The following is a 16,775-nucleotide window of genomic DNA, read 5'->3' as shown; positions in this document are numbered from 1 at the left end:
GGACGGGGGACGGGACGGCGATGATCTCGGTTGCGCTGGTCGACGACGAGGCGCTGGTCCGGGCGGGGCTGAGCGCGCTCATACGGGCCGAGCCCGACATGGAGGTGGCGGGCGAGGCGGACGACGGCGACGCCGCCCTCGACCTGGTGCGGCGCACCCGCCCGGACGTGGTGCTCATGGACGTGCGCATGCCGCGCCTGGACGGCATCCAGGCGACCTCGGAGCTGGTGCGCCGGGACCGGCCGCCGAAGGTCCTGGTGGTCACCACCTTCGAGAACGACGACTACGTCTACGGGGCCCTGCGGGCCGGCGCGGCGGGCTTCCTGCTCAAGCGCAGCAGGCCCGAGGACATCCTGGCGGCGGTGCGGGTGGTGCACACCGGCGACTCGCTGCTGTTCCCGGAGGCGATCCGGTCCCTCGCGGCCGTCCACGCCGACGGCGCGGGGCCGGCCGCGCGGGCGGTCGCGGGGCTGACCGAGCGCGAGGCCGACACGTTGAAGCGGATGGCGCGGGGGCTGTCGAACGCCGAGATCGCGGCCGAGGCGTTCGTGGGCGTGGAGACGGTGAAGACCCACGTCTCCAACATCCTGGCCAAGCTGGGCGTGCGGGACCGGACGCAGGCGGTGATCGCCGCCTACGACTCGGGCCTGGTCCGCGCCGGGCAGGGCTGAGAGCCCGCCCGGACGGGCGGCCCGGCGATGATCCCGACAGGGTGCCGTCATTCCGGCCGGCGGTGTCGACCGGTGAGTGCAACCACGGGCCGGGCGCGGGGCCCGGGACGACCGGCTCGGCCAGGCGCTGGGCCGGGGTGTCCCACCCCGGCGTCTGCCGGGGCCGGGTGTTCAACCCGAAGGCCACCCCGTCCGAGTGCTCCTGGCCTACCGTGTCGAAGTCGAAGGACCCCATGGGGCACCTCCGTCGGGTTCATCGTCGAGGGGGCGCGCCGGGGGGCTCCTCCGGGAGCAGGTGCTCGACCGCTCCGAGCACCTCCAGCAGGCGGGACCGCAGCCCGGCGCCGCGTTCGGCGAAGGAGCGCTGCGCCTCCAGGTACTCCGCCTTGCCCTCCGCCGTCTCGATCCGGACCGGGGTGTACCCGTGCGCCTCCAGGTCGTACGGGGACGCCCGCATGTCCAGGACCCGGATGTCCTTGGCGAACACGAAGCAGTCAGCGACCAACTCCGACGGCACCAGCGGGGACAGCTTGTACGACCACTTGTACAGGTCCATGTTGGCGTGCAGGCACCCCGGCTGGTCCAGGTCGGCCTGGCCCTCCCGGGTGGGCCGCAGCCGGTTCAGGGGCCGCGCCTCGTCGGTGAAGAACCGGAACGCGTCATAGTGCGAGCACGTGATCCTGTGCGACTCCACCACCGCGTCCGTGCCCTCGCGCCCCAGGCGCAGCGGCACCGCGGAGTGCCGCACCTGCTCCTGCCCCAGCCGGTACACCATGGCCCACTCGTGCAGGCCGAAGCACCCCAGGTGGGCCGGGCGGCCCTGCACGGCGCGCAGCAGCCGTAGCACGAACGCGACCGTCGCGCCCTTCTTCTCCAGGAACGCCGGGACGTCCAGCTCGGCGGCGCCGCCCTCCCCTGAGGCGCGGTACCACCGCTCTCCTCCGGGGTCCATTCCGGCGAGCGCCACCCCTGCCCCCGGGTGCCAGCGCCGGAGCTGCGCGGGCTTGTGGCTGTAGTAGGTGAACAGGAAGTCCTCGACGGGGTGCTTCACACCGGCCGCCCTGCGCTCCAGGTGGGCGGAGACGAGCGCGTCCACGCGCGCGTGGTGGCGGGCCTCGCGCCTGCGCCACTCCTCCTCGGGCAGCACGCGCGGCGCCTGCTCGGGGAGCGCGCGGGTGCCCGCTTCCGTCGGGGTCTGCATGCCTCCGAGGGTACGAGCGCTCAGTTGGTGCCCTGAACCGGCAGGTGGCGCCCCAGGTATCCGATGTAGATGCGGTTGGTGGTGCCCGGCCCGAGGTCGCTGTAGAAGTACAGGCGGGGGCAGATCCCGTACTCGCTGTCCAGCTTGATGTGCGCGTACATCGGCACCTCGCGGGTGGGGGAGACCTCCTCGGGCACCTTGAACACCCGCTTGTCGCTGAGCTTGTCCCGGTTGCGCACCGTGTCGCTCTCCCGGGACGCCAGGCGCTTCACCGGCACCGCCCGGTAGCCGTTGGGCGGCTCCCTCAGGTAGTCGTGGAAGCCCAGCCCCGAGCCCGGATTGGCCAGCTGGTAGCGCGCGTAGTCGTCCAGGGCCAGCAGCGCCTCCCACGCGCGCGTGACCCACAGCTTCTCCTTGCGGCTGCCGGTCAGCTCCCGCACGGTGTCGCGGTCCTCGATGGTGAAGTACAGGTGCGGGAAGTTGCTGCGGTCGGTGATCCGCTCCAGCAGCTCCTCCACGGTGCGCGGCGGCCCCAGAGGGCGGTCCGGCGGGGGCTCCTCCACGGCCAGCCGGTGCAGCCCCTCCTCGTGCAGCCGCTCGCGCAGCCACTTCAGCTCCCCGGTGACCGCGTGCAGGGCGGCCCGCGCGTCGTGCAGCTCCTCGGTGGCGTCGGCCAGCTCGGCCGCCAGCCGCTCGCGCTCCTTGGCCTGCTCGGTGCTGCGCACGCTGAGCCGCTTGGCCTCCGAGCGCAGCCGCTCGGCGTCGCGGGCCTGGTCGGCCAGCCGGGATTTGAGCAGCGGGACGAGGTCGGTCCCGTGCGGCCCGGTGGTGGCGGGGGCGACCGGCGCGGCGGCCGCCCCGTTCTCCTGCTCGCGCAGGTAGGCGTCGAGCTCCTCCTCGTTGAGGAGGGTATCGATGGCGCGCAGCTCGGCGGGCAGCGGCGAGTCGACCGCGGTGTCGCGCACCGACCGCGCCAGCGCCCTGCTCACCCACGGCCGCACCCGCGCCCCCTCGCGGGCCGCGTCCAGGGTGTGCGCCGACATGCGGGGGTGGCGCTGGGCGTCGGTCCAGTCGTCGGGGTCGACGCAGGGCAGGAAGGTGCGCACGCCGCCCGCGGGCACGTCCGCGGACGGGGGGAGCAGCGCCGACAGCCGCTCGTGGGCGGCGGCGTCGAGCACGTACCCGGCGCACATCCCGGCCGAGCGGGACAGCACCGCGGCCATGGCGTCCCGCCAGGCCGCGACGGTCATGTCGGCCGGGGGCCCGAACACGACGACGGCCAGGCGGCGGGCGGGGTCGGCGATCGCGTCGGCCAGCGCCTGGACCGCGGCGGCGTCGCGGCCGCGCACGATGGCCGGCTCGGAGGCCAGCCGCTGCCCGCCGTCCCGGCAGGGCAGCCGCTCCAGCAGCAGCCGCACCGCGTCGGGCGGCACGATGTCCAGCCGGTCGGTGCCGGACAGCTCGTGCCGGGGGTCGGCGGTCATGTCCACCCAGCTGTAGCCGTGGGGGAGGCGCTGGGGGTCGGAGACGATGGTGGCGGTGGTGCGCCAGCGGCCGTCGGCCTTGTCCGACTCGGTGGTGAGCCGGAGGAAGGTGATCCGGTCCTCGCGGTTGTCGTGGCGCACCACCATGGCTCTGGAGCGCTTGCTGAGCTCATAGGAGCCCGACCGGGAGAAGTCCACCCGCGCGCCGGCCGGACCGCGGCGGCTCAGCCAGGCCGCGAGAGCGGCGGCGGCCTCGCCGGTGATGTCGCGGTCCAGGTCCACGGTGGCGATGCTGCGGTAGACGAGCGACACCCTTGCTTCTCTCCCGGTCGGTCGGGCCGGACCCGCGGGGGGCCGGACGCTGGCCTGCGAAGCGCCGGTGTTCGGGCCTCTGTCCCCCACTCTGGCCCAACCGGAGCGCGCACACCAGTCGTCCCTCCCGATCCGGGACGCCGCGGGACAGGGCCGATAGGCCGGCGGTGATCTCGACGGTCATGCCGGCAGAACCGCCGGAACGGCAGCACTTTCGTCGGGATCACCGCCGTGCGCGTCCGGTGTCAGCAGGTTCCGGCCCAGGTGCACTCCAGGTCGGAGGGGCCCACCGCCGGTGCGCCGGCCGCCGCCGGGGCGTCCAGCGCCGCCGCCGGGGCGTCCAGCGCCGCCGCCGGGGCGTCCAGCGCCGCGGGCGCGGCCTCCGGGGCGCCGCCGTCCGCCATCCGCTGGGTTCCCTCACGGGAGAACTCCGCCAGCCGTACGCCGATCGCATCCTGGACGTGGCGCGGCGCCGACCCCGAGTACTCGTTGTTCAGCACCACGAACACCAGCTCCTCGCCGTCCGCCCCGGTCACGTAGCCCGACAGCGCGCTCACTCCGGTCAGGGTGCCGGTCTTGGCCCGCACGTTCTCCTCGGCCGCCGTGTCGCGCATCCGGTTCCGCAGCGTCCCGCCGACCATCCGGTCCTCGGCCCCGGCCAGCGGCAGGGCGTTCTCGTACTCGGGCCACCACGACGCGCCGCGCGCAGCCTCCAGGAGGTCGGCCACCCCGTTCGCGGTCATCGTGTTGGTGCGGGCCAGCCCCGACCCGTCCGCCTGCTCGTAGAGGGAGGTGTCGAGCCCCAGGTCCCCGGCGGCCTCCTCGACCACAGCGGTGCCCGCCTTCCAGGAGCCGGAGCCCGCGCGCTCCGCCCCCATCGCCTTGACCAGCATCTCGGCGTGCCCGTTGTTGGACAGCTTCATGAAGGGCACCAGGAGGTCGCCCAGCTCGTCGGAGGAGCGGTGGGCCACCTCGTCGGCGCCCTCGGGGGCGGCCCCGCGCCCGACGCCGCCGACCACCTTGACCCCGTTGTCCTCCAGGGCGTCGGCGAACAGGTGCGCCGCGTGCGCGGTGGGGTCGTCGACCGTGCGCAGCGCCTCGTAGTCCTCGCCTCCGGCCGGGAGTGTGCCGGAGAAGGTGAAGGTGTTGGTGCCCGGCTCGCGCGTGACCGTGAGCGAGGGCGCCGAGTCCGGCGCGCCGGTGGCGGCCTCGTTGCGCACCTCCAGGTTGTCGGCCATCGGCTCCAGGCCCACCTCGACGGGGTCGCCTTCGGCGCCGCCGGGCTCGGCGGAGGCCGTGACGACGCCGGTGTCGTAGTCCTCGTTGGCGGCCACGGTCAGGGCGGAGATCTGCGCCGCGTAGTAGTACGGCTCGTCGTCGGCCTCCCAGTCCGGGTGCAGCCGCTCGTCGTCGAAGAGGGTGTCGTCGGCGACCAGGTCCCCGGTGACCTTGCGGACCCCGGCGTCGGCCACCTCTTCGGCCAGGTCGTCGTAGGCGTCCGCGGTCAGCGTGGGGTCGGCCCCGCCGACGAGGTACAGGTCGCCGCGGACCACGCCGCCCCGGTTCGGCGCGGTGTCGGCCCGCACCCCCGTGGTGAAGCGGTGGCCGGGGCCGAACACCTCCAGGGCCGCGGCCGAGGTCAGCAGCTTCATGTTGGAGGCGGGCAGCAGCGCGGTGTCCGCTTCGCGGCCGTACAGCTCCTCGCCGGTGTCGGCGCTGCGCACCACCACCCCGGACACCGCCCCCTCCAGGGCAGGGTCCTCCAGCAGGGCGTCGATGTCGCGGCGCAGGTCGTCCACGGGGCCGTCGGCGGCGGCGGGGGAGGCCGCCGCGGCGACGAGGCCCGCGGCCAGGAGGGGCGCGGCGCAGGCGTACGCGAGGGGGCGGGCGCGCGGCAGCGCGCGGGGTCGGAGTATCGCCATCGGGTCGGGGCCCCTTCCAGGTCGACGGGGGATGGGTGGGGGAGAGGTCGGTCGGGAGGGCGACGCGCGATCAGGGATCGCGGGTGATGGCCGGGCGACGGTGCGTAGGCAGGCTACCCCGGCACACCCCCGGAGTTCGAGAGGCGCGGCCGGAACCGGGCGCCGCCGCCGGGCGCCGCCGCCGTGCCCGGGCGCGACAAGGTGCGGGAACGGTGGTGGTGGCCCGCGGGGCGCGGCGCTACCCTCGTGGAACCGCAGTCACCGCCCCCTGACAGTCTGCGAGTGGACCCGTGACCGAGCGCCCCGACACCGCACCCGGATGCCCCCTGCACGATGCCGCCGTGCCGCTGTACAAGTACGCCGAGCACGGCGAGGTCGCGCGCGTGTGGGAGACGCTGCGCGAACGCTACGGCCAGGTGGCCCCGGTCGAGCTGCAGCCCGGCCTGCCGGTGTGGCTGCTCCTGGGGTACGAGGAGAACCTGGAGGTCATGCGGGACTGGGGCGGCTTCTCCCGGGACACCCGCCGCTGGTGCGACGTGCGCGACGGCAAGCGCTCGCCCGGCGACGACCTGCCCATCGGCATGGGCTACAGCGGCAGCGCCCTGTACGCCGACGGCGCCGAGCACGCCCGCCTCATCGCCCCGCTCACCGACGCGCTGGCCCGGCTGAGCGACACCCGGGTGCGCGCCGACATCACCCGGGCCGCCGACCGCCTCATCGACGACTTCTGCGCCCAGGGCGGCGCCGACCTGATGGCCGACTACTGCACTCTGCTGCCGTCCATGGTGCTCAACCGCCTCTTCGGCCTGGACGACGCCTTCGGCTACGCCCTGGGCGACCTGACCACCGCCATGTGGGGGCACGACGGCGACCGGTCGGCCGAGGCCGGCGCGCGCCTGCGCGACTACTTCGCCGGGCTGGTCCAGCACAAGCGCGCCGAGCCGGGGGAGGACATCACCAGCTGGATGCTGGGCCACGCCTCGGGCCCGACCGGCCAGGAGACCGCCGACCAGCTGGTGACCATGGCGGCCGCCGCCCACCTGCCCACCGCCAACCTGCTCGGCAACGTGCTGCGCGAGCTGCTCTCCGACGAGGACCTGGCCCGCGACTTCGCTGGAGGCGGGCTGCTGCTCGACGAGGTCGTCGACCACGTGGTCTGGACGGTGCCGCCGGTGCAGGTGCTGCCCGCCCGCTACGCCACCCGCCCGGCGGTGGTCGGCGGCACCCGGGTGGCCGAGGGCGAGCCGCTGGCGTTCGGGCTGGCCGCCGCGCACGCCGACCCGCGGCTGCGGCGCGGGCACCAGGACGAGGGCGCCGTCCCCTCCGGGCACAACCGGGCGCACCTGATCTGGGGCGCCGGGGAGCACCGCTGCCCGGCGCGGGCGGTGGCCGAGCGGATCGTGGAGATCGGGGTGGAGCGGCTGCGCGCCCGGCTGGGCGGGCTGCGCCTGGCGCTGCCCCCCGAGGAGCTGTGGTGGGCGCCGTCGCTGTTCTACCGGGGCCCGGCCGCGCTTCCGGTGGAGTTCGAGCCCGCCGAGCCGCTGCCCGATCCCGAGCCCGCGCCCGCGGCCACCGCGCCGTCCTCGGGCCCGGAGCGGGAGGAGGGCTCCGACCCGCTGCTGGTGCGGGTGCTGCGCTGGTGGCAGGGGAGCGGCCGACGCGCGCGCCGGAGGGGCTGAAGGGTCCAAAGGGCCCACGCGCGACCGCAGGACCGGACATCCGCGCCGGAATGGCCAAACGGGCCCCGGCCGTCTGGCCAATGCGGACAACGCCGCACACCGCCCGGGGCACTAGCGTCTCGGGCATGTCTACGCGTCCGTTCTGGCTGGCCGGGGAAGCCGCGACCGGCGACTCCGAGATCCAGGTGACCAACCCCTACACCGGTGGGAGCGCGGGGTCCGCCGCCGTGCCCTCGCCCGAGCAGATCGAGCAGGCGGTCGCGGCGGCCGACGCCGCCGCGGCCGGACTCGCCGCGCTCCCGGCGCACGCGCGCGCCGAGGCGCTCATGCACGTCTCGCGGCGCATCGAGGAGCGCGCCGAGGAGTTCGCCGCGCTGATCACCGCCGAGAGCGCCAAGCCCATCGCCTGGTCGCGCGCCGAGGCCGGGCGGGCCGTGTCCGTCTTCCGGCTGGCCGCCGAGGAGGCCCGGCGCGACAGCGGCGAGCTGCAGCGCCTGGACACCGACCCCGGCGGCACCGGGCGCGTCGCCCTGGTGCGCCGCGTCCCCAAGGGCCCGGTCCTGGGCATCGCCCCGTTCAACTTCCCGCTCAACCTGGTCGCCCACAAGGTGGCCCCGGCGCTGGCGGTCGGCGCGCCGATCATCCTCAAGCCCGCCCCGGGCACCCCGCTCACCGCGCTGCTGCTCGGCGAGGTGCTGGCCGAGACCGACCTGCCGCGCGGGGCGTTCTCCGTGCTGCCCATGCCCAACGAGCGCGCGTCGGGCCTGATCACCGACCCGCGGCTGCCGGTCATCTCCTTCACCGGCGGCCAGTTCGGCTGGGAGCTGCAGCGCCGGGCCCCGCACAAGCACGTCACCCTGGAGCTGGGCGGCAACGCCGCGGCCGTGGTGCTGGCCGACGCCGACCTGGACCACGCCGCGCGCCGCATCGCCCTGTTCGGCAACAACCAGGCCGGGCAGGTGTGCATCGGGGTGCAGCGCGTGGTGGTGGACGCGCGGGTCTACGACGACTTCGCCTCCCGCCTGGTCGAGCGCGTCGGCGAGCTGGGCACCGGCGACCCCGCCGACCCGGCCACCCAGGTCGGCCCGATGATCGACGAGGCCGCGGCCGAGCGGGTGCACGGCTGGATCGCCGAGGCCGAGCGGGCCGGGGCCGAGGTGCTCACCGGGGGCGGCCGCGACGGGGTGACGGTGGAGCCGACCGTGCTCGCCGAGGTCCCCGCCGACGCCAAGGTGGTGCGCGAGGAGGTCTTCGGCCCGGTGCTGGTGCTGCAGCGGGTCGAGGGCACCGACGAGGCGTTCGCCGCGGTCAACGACAGCGACTTCGGCCTGCAGGCCGGGGTGTTCACCTCCGACATCGCCACCGCCTTCCGGGCCCACCGGGAGCTGGAGGTGGGCGGCGTGGTCGTGGGCGACGTGCCGACCTTCCGCGCCGACCAGATGCCCTACGGCGGGGTCAAGAGGTCCGGCGTGGGCAAGGAGGGCGTGCGCGCCGCGATGGACGACCTGACCTACGAGCGGGTGATGGTTCTCACCGGCGTGCAGCTGTGAGCAGGGCCATACGGAGTGGTGCGGCTCTCGTGAGAAGCGCCGCACACCAGGGGACCCGCTTCTGAACGGGGCCCCTGGACGGTCCCCCGGGGCGCCGCGCGCCGCCCCGTCCGGTGTCCCGGGGGTTACCTAGCGGTATCGGGACGATGGCACACTTTCCGTTGACGATCACTTAGGCCGGGTTTATACCGGTCTGAGTGCTTTTTGGGTGCATTCCCGGCCGCGTCGCGGTGCGGAGCGCCCCGGCGCGGGCCCGGTGCGGCCCGGCGCCCGTACGGCCACGGCGCCCGACGACGGGGGCGCGCCCCGGAGTACCGCCTCCCGACCGAGGCCCGCTCCGCGGTGCGCTCCCGCCCCGAGGGTGCGCTCATGCTTCAACGGAGAGGTAAGAGATGTCCCCCGACACCATTGGCCTCGCGCTCCTCCTCCTGGGGGTGTTGCTGCTGGTCGCCAAGCTCGTCCGGGTCAAGTGGAAGCTCACGCAGAAGCTGTTCCTGCCGAGCTCGATCATCGGGGGCGGCATCGCGCTGCTCCTGGGACCGGACATCTTCGGCCGCGCCATGACCCTGGTCGACGTCGACTCCTTCACCGAGGGAGGGCTCTTCGGGGCCGGCGTGTACGAGGTGTGGTCCGCGCTCCCGGGCCTGCTCATCTCGGTGGTCTTCGCCGGGCTGTTCCTGGGCAAGCCGCTGCCGAGGTTCAAGGACGCCGCCCGGCTGGCCGGGCCGCAGCTGGCCTTCGGCCTGACCCTGAGCACCGGCCAGTACGTCATCGGACTGCTGCTCGCCCTGCTGGTGCTGGTCCCGGTCTTCAACCTGCCCGCGCTGACCGGCGCGCTCATCGAGATCGGGTTCGTCGGCGGCCACGGCACCGCGGCCGGGCTCGGCGACACCTTCGACAAGGCCGGGTTCCCCGAGGGCCAGGACCTGGCCGTGGGCATGGCCACCGTCGGCCTGCTCGCCGGGATCCTGCTGGGCATCGCCCTGATCAACTGGGGCGTGCGGCGCCGCAAGACCGTCGTGCTCGACTCCAAGGCCGAGATCTCCGACGCCGAGCAGGCCGGGCTCCTGGTCGGCGAGAAGCGGGGCCCCGGCGCGATGCTGACCGTGCACCCCTCCTCGCTGGACCCGCTGGCGCTGCACTTCGGCCTGATCGCCATCGCGGTGCTCATCGGCCAGCTGATCCTGTCCGGGATGCAGGCCGTGGAGCAGGCGCTGTGGGCCGACACCATCGAGATCTTCGAGTACGTGCCGCTGTTCCCGCTGGCCATGATCGGCGGCATCCTGCTGCAGATCCTCATCGACCGCTTCGACAAGAACGCGATCGTCGACTCCATGATGATCGAGCGCGTGCAGGGCTTCTCCCTGGACATGCTCATCATCTCGGCCATGGCCACCCTGTCCCTGCAGGTGCTCGCCGAGAACCTGCTGCCGTTCCTGCTGCTGGCGGCGGCCGGCATCCTGTGGGTGGTCGGCGCCTTCCTGTTCCTGGCCCCGCGGATGATGCCCTCGCACTGGTTCGAGCGCGGCATCGGCGACTTCGGCCAGTCCCTCGGCGTCACCGCCACCGGCCTGGTGCTCATGCGCATCGTCGACCCGGAGCTGAAGACCCCCGCCTACCCGGCCTTCGGCTACAAGCAGCTGGTGTTCGAGCCGTTCTTCGGCGGAGGCCTGGTGACCGCGGCGGCCATTCCGCTGATCATCAGCCCGCACGTGGGCGCGGTGCCGTTCCTGATCATCATGGCGGTGGGCCTGGCGATCAGCCTGTACATGGGCCTGTTCGTGTTCGGACGCAAGCGCAGGGCCGGGGCCGCCGCCCCGGCCCAGGAGAGCGCTTCGGTCGAGTCCTAGCCGGGGCCGACCGGCCGGCCGTCACGACCGGCCGCACGGCGCGAGGGGGGAGGGGCGACGGCGCCCCTCCCCCCTCGACGCGTTCCCGCCGTCCCGCGGGGCGCAGGAGTCAGGCGTTCTGGGCCTCGTCGAAGACGCGGCGCTCGGAGGAGCCCAGGACCGGGCCGTACTGGGTGTCCGCGTCCGAGGCGTACTTGAAGCTGACCACGGACACCACGGTGCCGCGGCCGGACCCGGAGTCGAACCCGGCGAACCACGGCCCGCCGCTGGAGCCCTCGGTCATGTCGCAGGACATGCCGCGCGCGCTGGTGCCGCCCCGGTCCGGGTGGGTGGGGCCGCTGCAGGTGCGCAGCGTCCGGCCGTCGTAGGGCGAGCGGGCCGGGTAGCCGAAGGACCGCACCGGCCCGGTGTGGTCGCCCGAGAAGGAGATGCGCTGGGCACCGGTGGCCTCCTGCACCGGCCCGCCGTCGCCTTCGCGCAGCACGGCGGCCCCGAAGTCGCGGCTGTCGTCGGTGCGCCGCGCCCACTCGGGCGTCACCAGCATCTCCCGGGCGGTGTAGCGCCCGTAGGGCTCCTCGCCGTCGTCGTAGCCCGGAACGAACACCCACTTGGACGCCCACGCCCCGGTGCCGTCCTTGATGCAGTGGCCCGCGGTGACCACCGTGGAGGCGTTGCGGGAGCGCACGACCGACGCGGTGCACGTGAAGTCGCGCCCGTCCATGCTCAGGAAGACCCGCCCGGTGGTGCGGGTGACGGCGCCTCCGCCGGTCCACTCGGGCGCGGTGCCGTCGTCGGCCTGGTGCTCCCGGCCGGTCGCGCCGTATCCGGGCGGCGCGTCGAGCAGCCCGCCGGCGGCGCCGCCGAGCAGCCGCCCGATCGGGCGGGCGGCGGCCATCCGCTCATCGGTCCAGTAGTCCAGCACCGAGGAGGGCTCCTCGGAGGAGGTGTGGCGGACGGCGCCGGGGCCGCCCGGGGCGGGTGCGGGGCCGACCGGATCGGTTGCGGCGGAGGCACCCGTGGCGCCCGCGGCCACGGCGGCCGCGACCAGGGGCGCGACGAGAGCGTGCAGGAGGGACGGTGTCATGGGACGCGATCATGCCACACGGAGGGTGATCGTGTGCCCACTTTCGGTTGGACGACGTGTCGCGGAGTGTCGGGCCGAAAATCGGGGCCCGGTCGGCGCGCGCCGACTGGGCCCCGTTCCTCAGGCCGAGGACGCGGCCGTCAGGCCCGGCCGCCGGGGGCCGGGCCGGTGGGCACCGACAGCGCGGCCGGAGCCTCCTCGGTGGAGCCGAACTCCACCCGCTCGCCGCGGTCGCCCGAGTCGGTGTAGCGGGAGTCCTCGGTGTCCACCACCAGGGCCAGTCGCTGCCCGGGGGCGACGTCCCAGACCACCGGCTCCATCCGCAGGCCCACCTCGACCGGCTCGCCGGGCTCGGCGCCGCGCAGCGTGTAGGGCTCGTGGGTGATCAGCGAACCGGAGCCGTAGCGGTCCACCGCGTACAGGTAGAAGTACAGCGACTGGTCGGCGGCGGTGGGGGTGACCACCAGGTCCACCTCCGGCGACCCGCTCACCCGGGCGCCGTCGGGCAGCCGCGGCCCGGTCCACACCCCGGCGTAGGACCGGTTCACCAGCGGCAGGGACACCCCGGTGGGGATGTCGGCGAACTGCTGGAGCGCGCCGCTGAGCAGCAGCGTCCCGCTCTCGGCGACGGTCCCGCGCCCGGCGCCCACGCCGTAGCTCCAGCCGGTCTCGGGCCCCTCGCCGAGCCCGCCGGTGGACTGCCAGTTGTCCCAGGAGCGAACCGGCTCGCCCAGCCCGTAGTCGAGCGAGCCGTCGGAGACCGACTCCCAGTCGGGGAAGGACGCCCAGCCGCCGCGGCCGTTGTTGGGCTTGACCCGCACCGGGTCCTCGGCGTCCACGCCGTTGTCGGCGCCCTTGAGGTGGTGGTCGAACCAGCGGGCCAGCTCCGACCAGGTCTCGTTGGGCAGGCCGACGGCGCCGAAGGCCTCGGGGGTGGCGTGGTCGCCGGCCGAGAGCATCAGGCGCTTGGGCCCGGTCAGCTCCCCGTAGAAGTCGGTGAGCTGGCCGGGCGGGAAGATGCCGTCGTTCCAGGCGTGGCCGATCATCACCGCGGTGCCGTTGGCGTTGATCGCGTCCACCTTGGTGGAGACCGACCGCTCGGGGGCCAGGTCCAGGGCGGGCTGGACGTTGCCCCTGCGGTACTCGCGCTCCATCTCCAGCAGTTTCTCGCCGGGCGTGCCGGTCAGGTGGGCGGAGTTCAGCAGCAGCTCCACCGCCTGGTAGCTGATCGTCTCGTGGGAGTAGATCGACTCGGCGAGGTCGGCCCAGCCGCTCATCGCCCCCACGGCCCTGACCCGGTCGTCCTCGGCGGCGGTGAGCAGGCTGATCCCGGCTCCGTAGGAGATCCCGGCCATGCCGATGCGGTCGGGGTCGGCGTCGGTGTTCTCCAGGGCCCAGTCGATGACGGCGCGGGCGTCGCCCACGTCCTCGGGGCCGGCGACCTCGATCGCGCCGCCGGAGTCCCAGAAGCCGCGGGAGGTGTAGGTGACGACCTGGTACCCGGACTCGTAGGCGAGCCTCTTGGCGGCACCCACGTACAGGAGGTTGTTGGTGGCCCAGGCGGTCGGCATGACCAGCAGCGGACGGGGCCCGTCGTGGCCGGTGGGGGTGATCACCTTCGCGGGGAGGTCGATGCCGCCGTGGCCGGGGATCGTCTCGTCGGTGACCCGGACGCCCGTCTCGGCGTGGGCGGGGGGTACGGCCAGGGTCACCATGAGTAGCGATGCGAGCACGGCGGTGCACAGTGTGCGGAGTCGGCGCATGGCGTCCTCGTTTCCGGCCCTCGGCGGGCCGCGTGCGGGGGTGCGGGGGGATGCGGCGGCGGTGCCGCGGGGCCCGTCCGGGGTCGCGCCGTGCCCGGCCGCAGAGGCGGCCGGACCCCCGTCGGGGCCGGGTCCGCCGGGGGCGGCGGACCGGGAGTCTACTGTGAGGTAACTTACATGGCCGGTAACTTAGACGCGACGGGGGTGGATGTAAAGGGGGCCGCCGCCCGGACCTGATCAGTCGCGCCGTGTACCCCGTGGACACCCGCCCGATGCGCGACAATGGCCGGGTGCGAATCGCTGAACGACTCCTGCAGAGCTCCCGGCCCGCCGATACCCGCGAGGTCGTCCTCCTCGGCTCCACCGGCTCCATCGGAACGCAGGCCATGGAGGTCGTGCGCGCGAACCCGGGCCGCTTCCGGGTGCGGGCGCTGGCCGCCGGGGGCGGCCGCGCCGCACTGCTGGCCGACCAGGCGGCCGAGACCGGCGCCGAGGCCGTCGCCGTCGCCGACGCCGGGCGCGCCGCCGAGGTGGCGCGGCTGCTCGCCGAGCGCGGCAGCGGCGCCAAGGTGCTCGCCGGTCCCGAGGGGGTCGCCGAGGCCGCCTCCTGGGACTGCGACGTGGTGCTCAACGGCATCACCGGGGCCCTGGGGCTGGAGTCCACCCTGGCCGCGCTGCGCGCCGGGCGCCTGCTGGCGCTGGCCAACAAGGAGTCGCTGATCATCGGTGGGCCGCTTGTGCGCGCCGCCGCCCAGCCCGGGCAGATCGTGCCGGTCGACTCCGAGCACTTCGCCCTGGCCCAGTGCTACCCGCGGGTGCCCGCCGCCGAGCTGACCGCCCTGGCCACCGGGCAGGTCGACGCCCGCGTCGAGGACGTGCGCCGGCTGGTCATCACCGCCAGCGGCGGCCCCTTCCGCGGCCGCGGCCGCGCCGAGCTGGCCGGGGTCGGCCCCCAGGACGCGCTGAACCACCCCACCTGGAGCATGGGGCCGGTGATCACGGTGAACTCGGCCACCCTGGTCAACAAGGGCCTGGAGGTGATCGAGGCGCACCTGCTCTTCGACGTCCCGCTGGAGCGCATCGAGGTGGTCGTGCACCCCCAGTCGATCGTGCACTCCATGGTCGAGTACACCGACGGCTCCACGCTCGCCCAGGCCAGCCCGCCCAGCATGCGCATCCCGATCGCCTACGGGATGTCCTGGCCGCACCGGGTCGGCGCGGCGGCGCCCCCCGTGGACTGGACCCGCGCGCAGAGCTGGACCTTCGAGCCGCTCGACCACGACGCATTTCCCGCCGTCCGGCTGGCCTGCGACGTCGGCGCCGCCGGGGGCACCGCCCCGGCCGTCTACAACGCCGCCAACGAGGAGGCCGTGGACGCCTTCCTGAACGGGCGGCTGTCCTTCCCCGCCATCGTGGACACCGTGGCCCAGGTAGTCTCAGAGCGTCACGGCACGGACGAACCGGAGGAACTCACCCCCGACGACGTCCGCGCGGCCGACGAACGGGCACGGAGCCGCGCCCGGGAGCTGATCGCCCGGGCAGCCTGAGGAGAGGTACATGACCGCAGTGCTCACGATCGCGGGGATCGTCCTTTTCTTCCTGGGACTCCTCTTCTCCATCGCCTGGCACGAGCTGGGCCACCTGGGCACGGCCAAGATGTTCGGCATCCGCTGCACCCAGTACATGGTGGGCTTCGGGCCCACCGTGTGGTCCAGACGCATCGGGGACACCGAGTACGGCGTCAAGTGGGTGCCGCTGGGCGGCTACGTCCGCATGGTCGGCATGATCCCGCCGGCCGCCCCGGACGTCTCCGGGCGCCCGATGGGCCGCATCCGCGCGATGATCGAGGACGCGCGCGAGGCGAGCAGCGTAGAGGTGGAGCCGGGCGACGAGGACCGCCAGTTCTACCAGCGCGCGCCGTGGAAGCGGATCATCGTCATGTTCGGTGGGCCCGCGATGAACCTCGTGCTGGCCGTCGGCCTGTTCGCCGTCCTGCTCATGGGCATCGGCGTCCCGCAGCCCTCCACCACCGTGAACGCGGTGAGCGAGTGCGTGATCCCCGCCGACGCCACCGACACGGCCTGCCCCGAGGACGCGCCGACCACGCCCGCCGCCGCGGCCGGGTTCCGCCCCGGCGACGTGATCGTGGCCGTCGGCGGGGAGCGGGTGGCCGGCTGGAACGACGCCAACCGGCTCATCCGGGAGTCGCCCGGCCCCACCGCGTTCACCGTCGAGCGCGGCGGCGAGGAGGTCGAGCTGGAGGCCGACCTCATCGAGAACACGGTGGTGGCGCGCGACGCCGACGGCGAGATCCGGTTCAAGACCGGCCCCGACGGCGAGCCGCTCACCGACGACCAGGGCTACCGCATCCCCGACACCGAGAAGGCCGCCTTCCTGGGGATCACCTTCCAGAACGAGCGCACGGCGCTGGGCCCGGGCGAGACCGCCGCCTTCATGGGCGACACCATCGTCGGCGTGGGCGAGGCGCTGGTGGCCCTGCCCACCAAGGTCGACGACGTCTTCCGGGCGGCGTTCCTGGGCGAGGAGCGCACCATGGACTCGCCGGTGGGCATCGTCGGGGCCTCCCGCATCGGCGGCGAGGTGCTGTCCCAGCCCATCCCGCTGGTCGAGCGGGCGTCCTTCCTGATCAACCTGCTGGCCGGGGTGAACCTCTTCCTGTTCGCCTTCAACATGCTGCCGATCCTGCCGCTGGACGGCGGGCACATCCTCGGCGCCCTGTGGGAGTCGGTGCGCCGCGCCTTCGCCAAGGTGTTCAAGCGCCCCGACCCGGGCCCCTTCGACGTCGCCAAGCTGATGCCGGTGGCCTACGTCGTCGTGGCCTGCTTCCTGGTGTTCAGCGCCATGCTGCTGATCGCCGACGTGGTCAACCCGCTGCGCGTGACGCAGTGACGCGGTGACGCCGCCGGGGGCGCCTCCCCGGGTGACGCGCGGGTGACCGGAGGGCGGCGGGCGCGCGGCCTCCCGGCCGCCGTGGCCCCGCACCCGCGCGGGGGAGGGTAGCCTAGTCAGCGCATGCGGACGGCGGCGCCACCGCTCTCCCAGAACCGGGGGTCCCCCCGGTCCCGGTGCGCCCGGCCGCCTCCTGCGCGGCGCCCGGTGCGGCGCCCCCAGCCCTTCGACTTTCAACCGAAGCCGCCGGACCACCCCGGCGGCCCGCGAGGTGAGACCGTGACCGTCGATCTTGGAATGCCCGCCACCCCGCCGCTGCGACTGGCGGAGCGGCGCCACTCCCGGCAGA

At 74.4% G+C, this 16,775-nt stretch carries 11 protein-coding genes; 6 read left to right on the top strand and 5 right to left on the bottom strand.

Going from position 1 to position 16,775, the window contains the following annotated elements:
• Positions 1 to 20: 20 nt before the first annotated feature.
• Entirely contained in the window at positions 21 to 671 is a 651-nt protein-coding gene (locus O4J56_RS13690) for a response regulator transcription factor (protein WP_270686143.1), read from the top strand.
• Between the two features lie 253 nt (positions 672 to 924).
• Here the strand turns inward: O4J56_RS13690 and O4J56_RS13685 are convergent, their stop codons facing one another.
• The 3 genes from O4J56_RS13685 to dacB all read right to left on the bottom strand — a co-directional run bounded on the left by O4J56_RS13685 (position 925) and on the right by dacB (position 5,590).
• Positions 925 to 1,872 carry a 3-methyladenine DNA glycosylase gene (locus O4J56_RS13685; protein WP_270686142.1) on the bottom strand — a complete coding sequence of 316 codons (948 nt, stop codon included), beginning with the start codon at positions 1,870 to 1,872 and terminating at the stop codon, positions 925 to 927.
• Between the two features lie 20 nt (positions 1,873 to 1,892).
• Positions 1,893 to 3,668 carry a hypothetical protein gene (locus tag O4J56_RS13680; RefSeq protein ID WP_270686141.1) on the bottom strand — a complete coding sequence of 592 codons (1,776 nt, stop codon included), beginning with the start codon at positions 3,666 to 3,668 and terminating at the stop codon, positions 1,893 to 1,895.
• Between the two features lie 245 nt (positions 3,669 to 3,913).
• Positions 3,914 to 5,590 (bottom strand): D-alanyl-D-alanine carboxypeptidase/D-alanyl-D-alanine endopeptidase, encoded by a 1,677-nt coding sequence (dacB, locus tag O4J56_RS13675; protein ID WP_270686140.1) that lies wholly within the window; start codon positions 5,588 to 5,590, stop codon positions 3,914 to 3,916.
• Positions 5,591 to 5,880: 290 nt separating this feature from the next.
• Here dacB and O4J56_RS13670 point away from each other — a divergent pair, with 290 nt between their 5' ends.
• The 3 genes from O4J56_RS13670 (at position 5,881) to O4J56_RS13660 (ending at position 10,669) form a co-directional block, all read left to right on the top strand.
• Entirely contained in the window at positions 5,881 to 7,269 is a 1,389-nt protein-coding gene (locus tag O4J56_RS13670) for a cytochrome P450 family protein (RefSeq protein ID WP_270686139.1), read from the top strand.
• A 125-nt stretch (positions 7,270 to 7,394) separates the two neighbouring features.
• Positions 7,395 to 8,819, top strand: a complete 1,425-nt coding sequence (locus O4J56_RS13665; RefSeq protein WP_270686138.1) for an aldehyde dehydrogenase family protein — start codon at positions 7,395 to 7,397, stop codon at positions 8,817 to 8,819.
• A gap of 392 nt (positions 8,820 to 9,211) precedes the next feature.
• Positions 9,212 to 10,669, top strand: a complete 1,458-nt coding sequence (locus O4J56_RS13660) for a sodium/glutamate symporter (protein WP_270686137.1) — start codon at positions 9,212 to 9,214, stop codon at positions 10,667 to 10,669.
• 109 nt (positions 10,670 to 10,778) lie between these two features.
• On the opposite strand, the gene O4J56_RS13655 is transcribed toward O4J56_RS13660, so the two are convergent.
• Both O4J56_RS13655 and O4J56_RS13650 read right to left on the bottom strand, forming a co-directional pair.
• On the bottom strand, positions 10,779 to 11,753 hold the full coding sequence (locus O4J56_RS13655; RefSeq protein WP_270686136.1) for a trypsin-like serine peptidase: 975 nt from the start codon (positions 11,751 to 11,753) through the stop codon (positions 10,779 to 10,781).
• A 140-nt stretch (positions 11,754 to 11,893) separates the two neighbouring features.
• Entirely contained in the window at positions 11,894 to 13,516 is a 1,623-nt protein-coding gene (locus O4J56_RS13650) for a CocE/NonD family hydrolase (RefSeq protein ID WP_270686135.1), read from the bottom strand.
• 272 nt (positions 13,517 to 13,788) lie between these two features.
• Between O4J56_RS13650 and dxr the strand changes: the two genes are divergently transcribed.
• Together dxr and O4J56_RS13640 are read left to right on the top strand one after the other, a co-directional pair.
• Positions 13,789 to 15,063, top strand: a complete 1,275-nt coding sequence (dxr, locus tag O4J56_RS13645) for a 1-deoxy-D-xylulose-5-phosphate reductoisomerase (protein ID WP_270686134.1) — start codon at positions 13,789 to 13,791, stop codon at positions 15,061 to 15,063.
• 10 nt (positions 15,064 to 15,073) lie between these two features.
• The gene (locus O4J56_RS13640) at positions 15,074 to 16,426 is read left to right on the top strand and encodes a M50 family metallopeptidase (RefSeq protein WP_270686133.1); all 1,353 of its coding nucleotides are present in this window, start codon (positions 15,074 to 15,076) and stop codon (positions 16,424 to 16,426) included.
• Positions 16,427 to 16,775: the final 349 nt, after the last annotated feature.

Source organism: Nocardiopsis endophytica, assembly GCF_027706725.1.
GTDB lineage: Bacteria > Actinomycetota > Actinomycetes > Streptosporangiales > Streptosporangiaceae > Nocardiopsis_A > Nocardiopsis_A endophytica.
Note: the sequence above shows the minus strand (reverse complement) of the source record. Positions and strands in the feature narration are given on the sequence as shown.

Excerpts from the sequence above, each read along its gene's own strand:
- O4J56_RS13690 (WP_270686143.1), top strand. The coding sequence starts at position 21 with ATGATCTCGGTTGCGCTGGTCGACGACGAGGCGCTGGTCCGGGCGGGG.
- O4J56_RS13685 (WP_270686142.1), bottom strand. The coding sequence starts at position 1,872 with ATGCAGACCCCGACGGAAGCGGGCACCCGCGCGCTCCCCGAGCAGGCG.
- dacB (WP_270686140.1), bottom strand. The coding sequence starts at position 5,590 with ATGGCGATACTCCGACCCCGCGCGCTGCCGCGCGCCCGCCCCCTCGCG.
- O4J56_RS13665 (WP_270686138.1), top strand. The coding sequence starts at position 7,395 with ATGTCTACGCGTCCGTTCTGGCTGGCCGGGGAAGCCGCGACCGGCGAC.
- O4J56_RS13660 (WP_270686137.1), top strand. The coding sequence starts at position 9,212 with ATGTCCCCCGACACCATTGGCCTCGCGCTCCTCCTCCTGGGGGTGTTG.
- O4J56_RS13655 (WP_270686136.1), bottom strand. The coding sequence starts at position 11,753 with ATGACACCGTCCCTCCTGCACGCTCTCGTCGCGCCCCTGGTCGCGGCC.
- O4J56_RS13650 (WP_270686135.1), bottom strand. The coding sequence starts at position 13,516 with ATGCGCCGACTCCGCACACTGTGCACCGCCGTGCTCGCATCGCTACTC.
- dxr (WP_270686134.1), top strand. The coding sequence starts at position 13,789 with ATGCGCGACAATGGCCGGGTGCGAATCGCTGAACGACTCCTGCAGAGC.
- O4J56_RS13640 (WP_270686133.1), top strand. The coding sequence starts at position 15,074 with ATGACCGCAGTGCTCACGATCGCGGGGATCGTCCTTTTCTTCCTGGGA.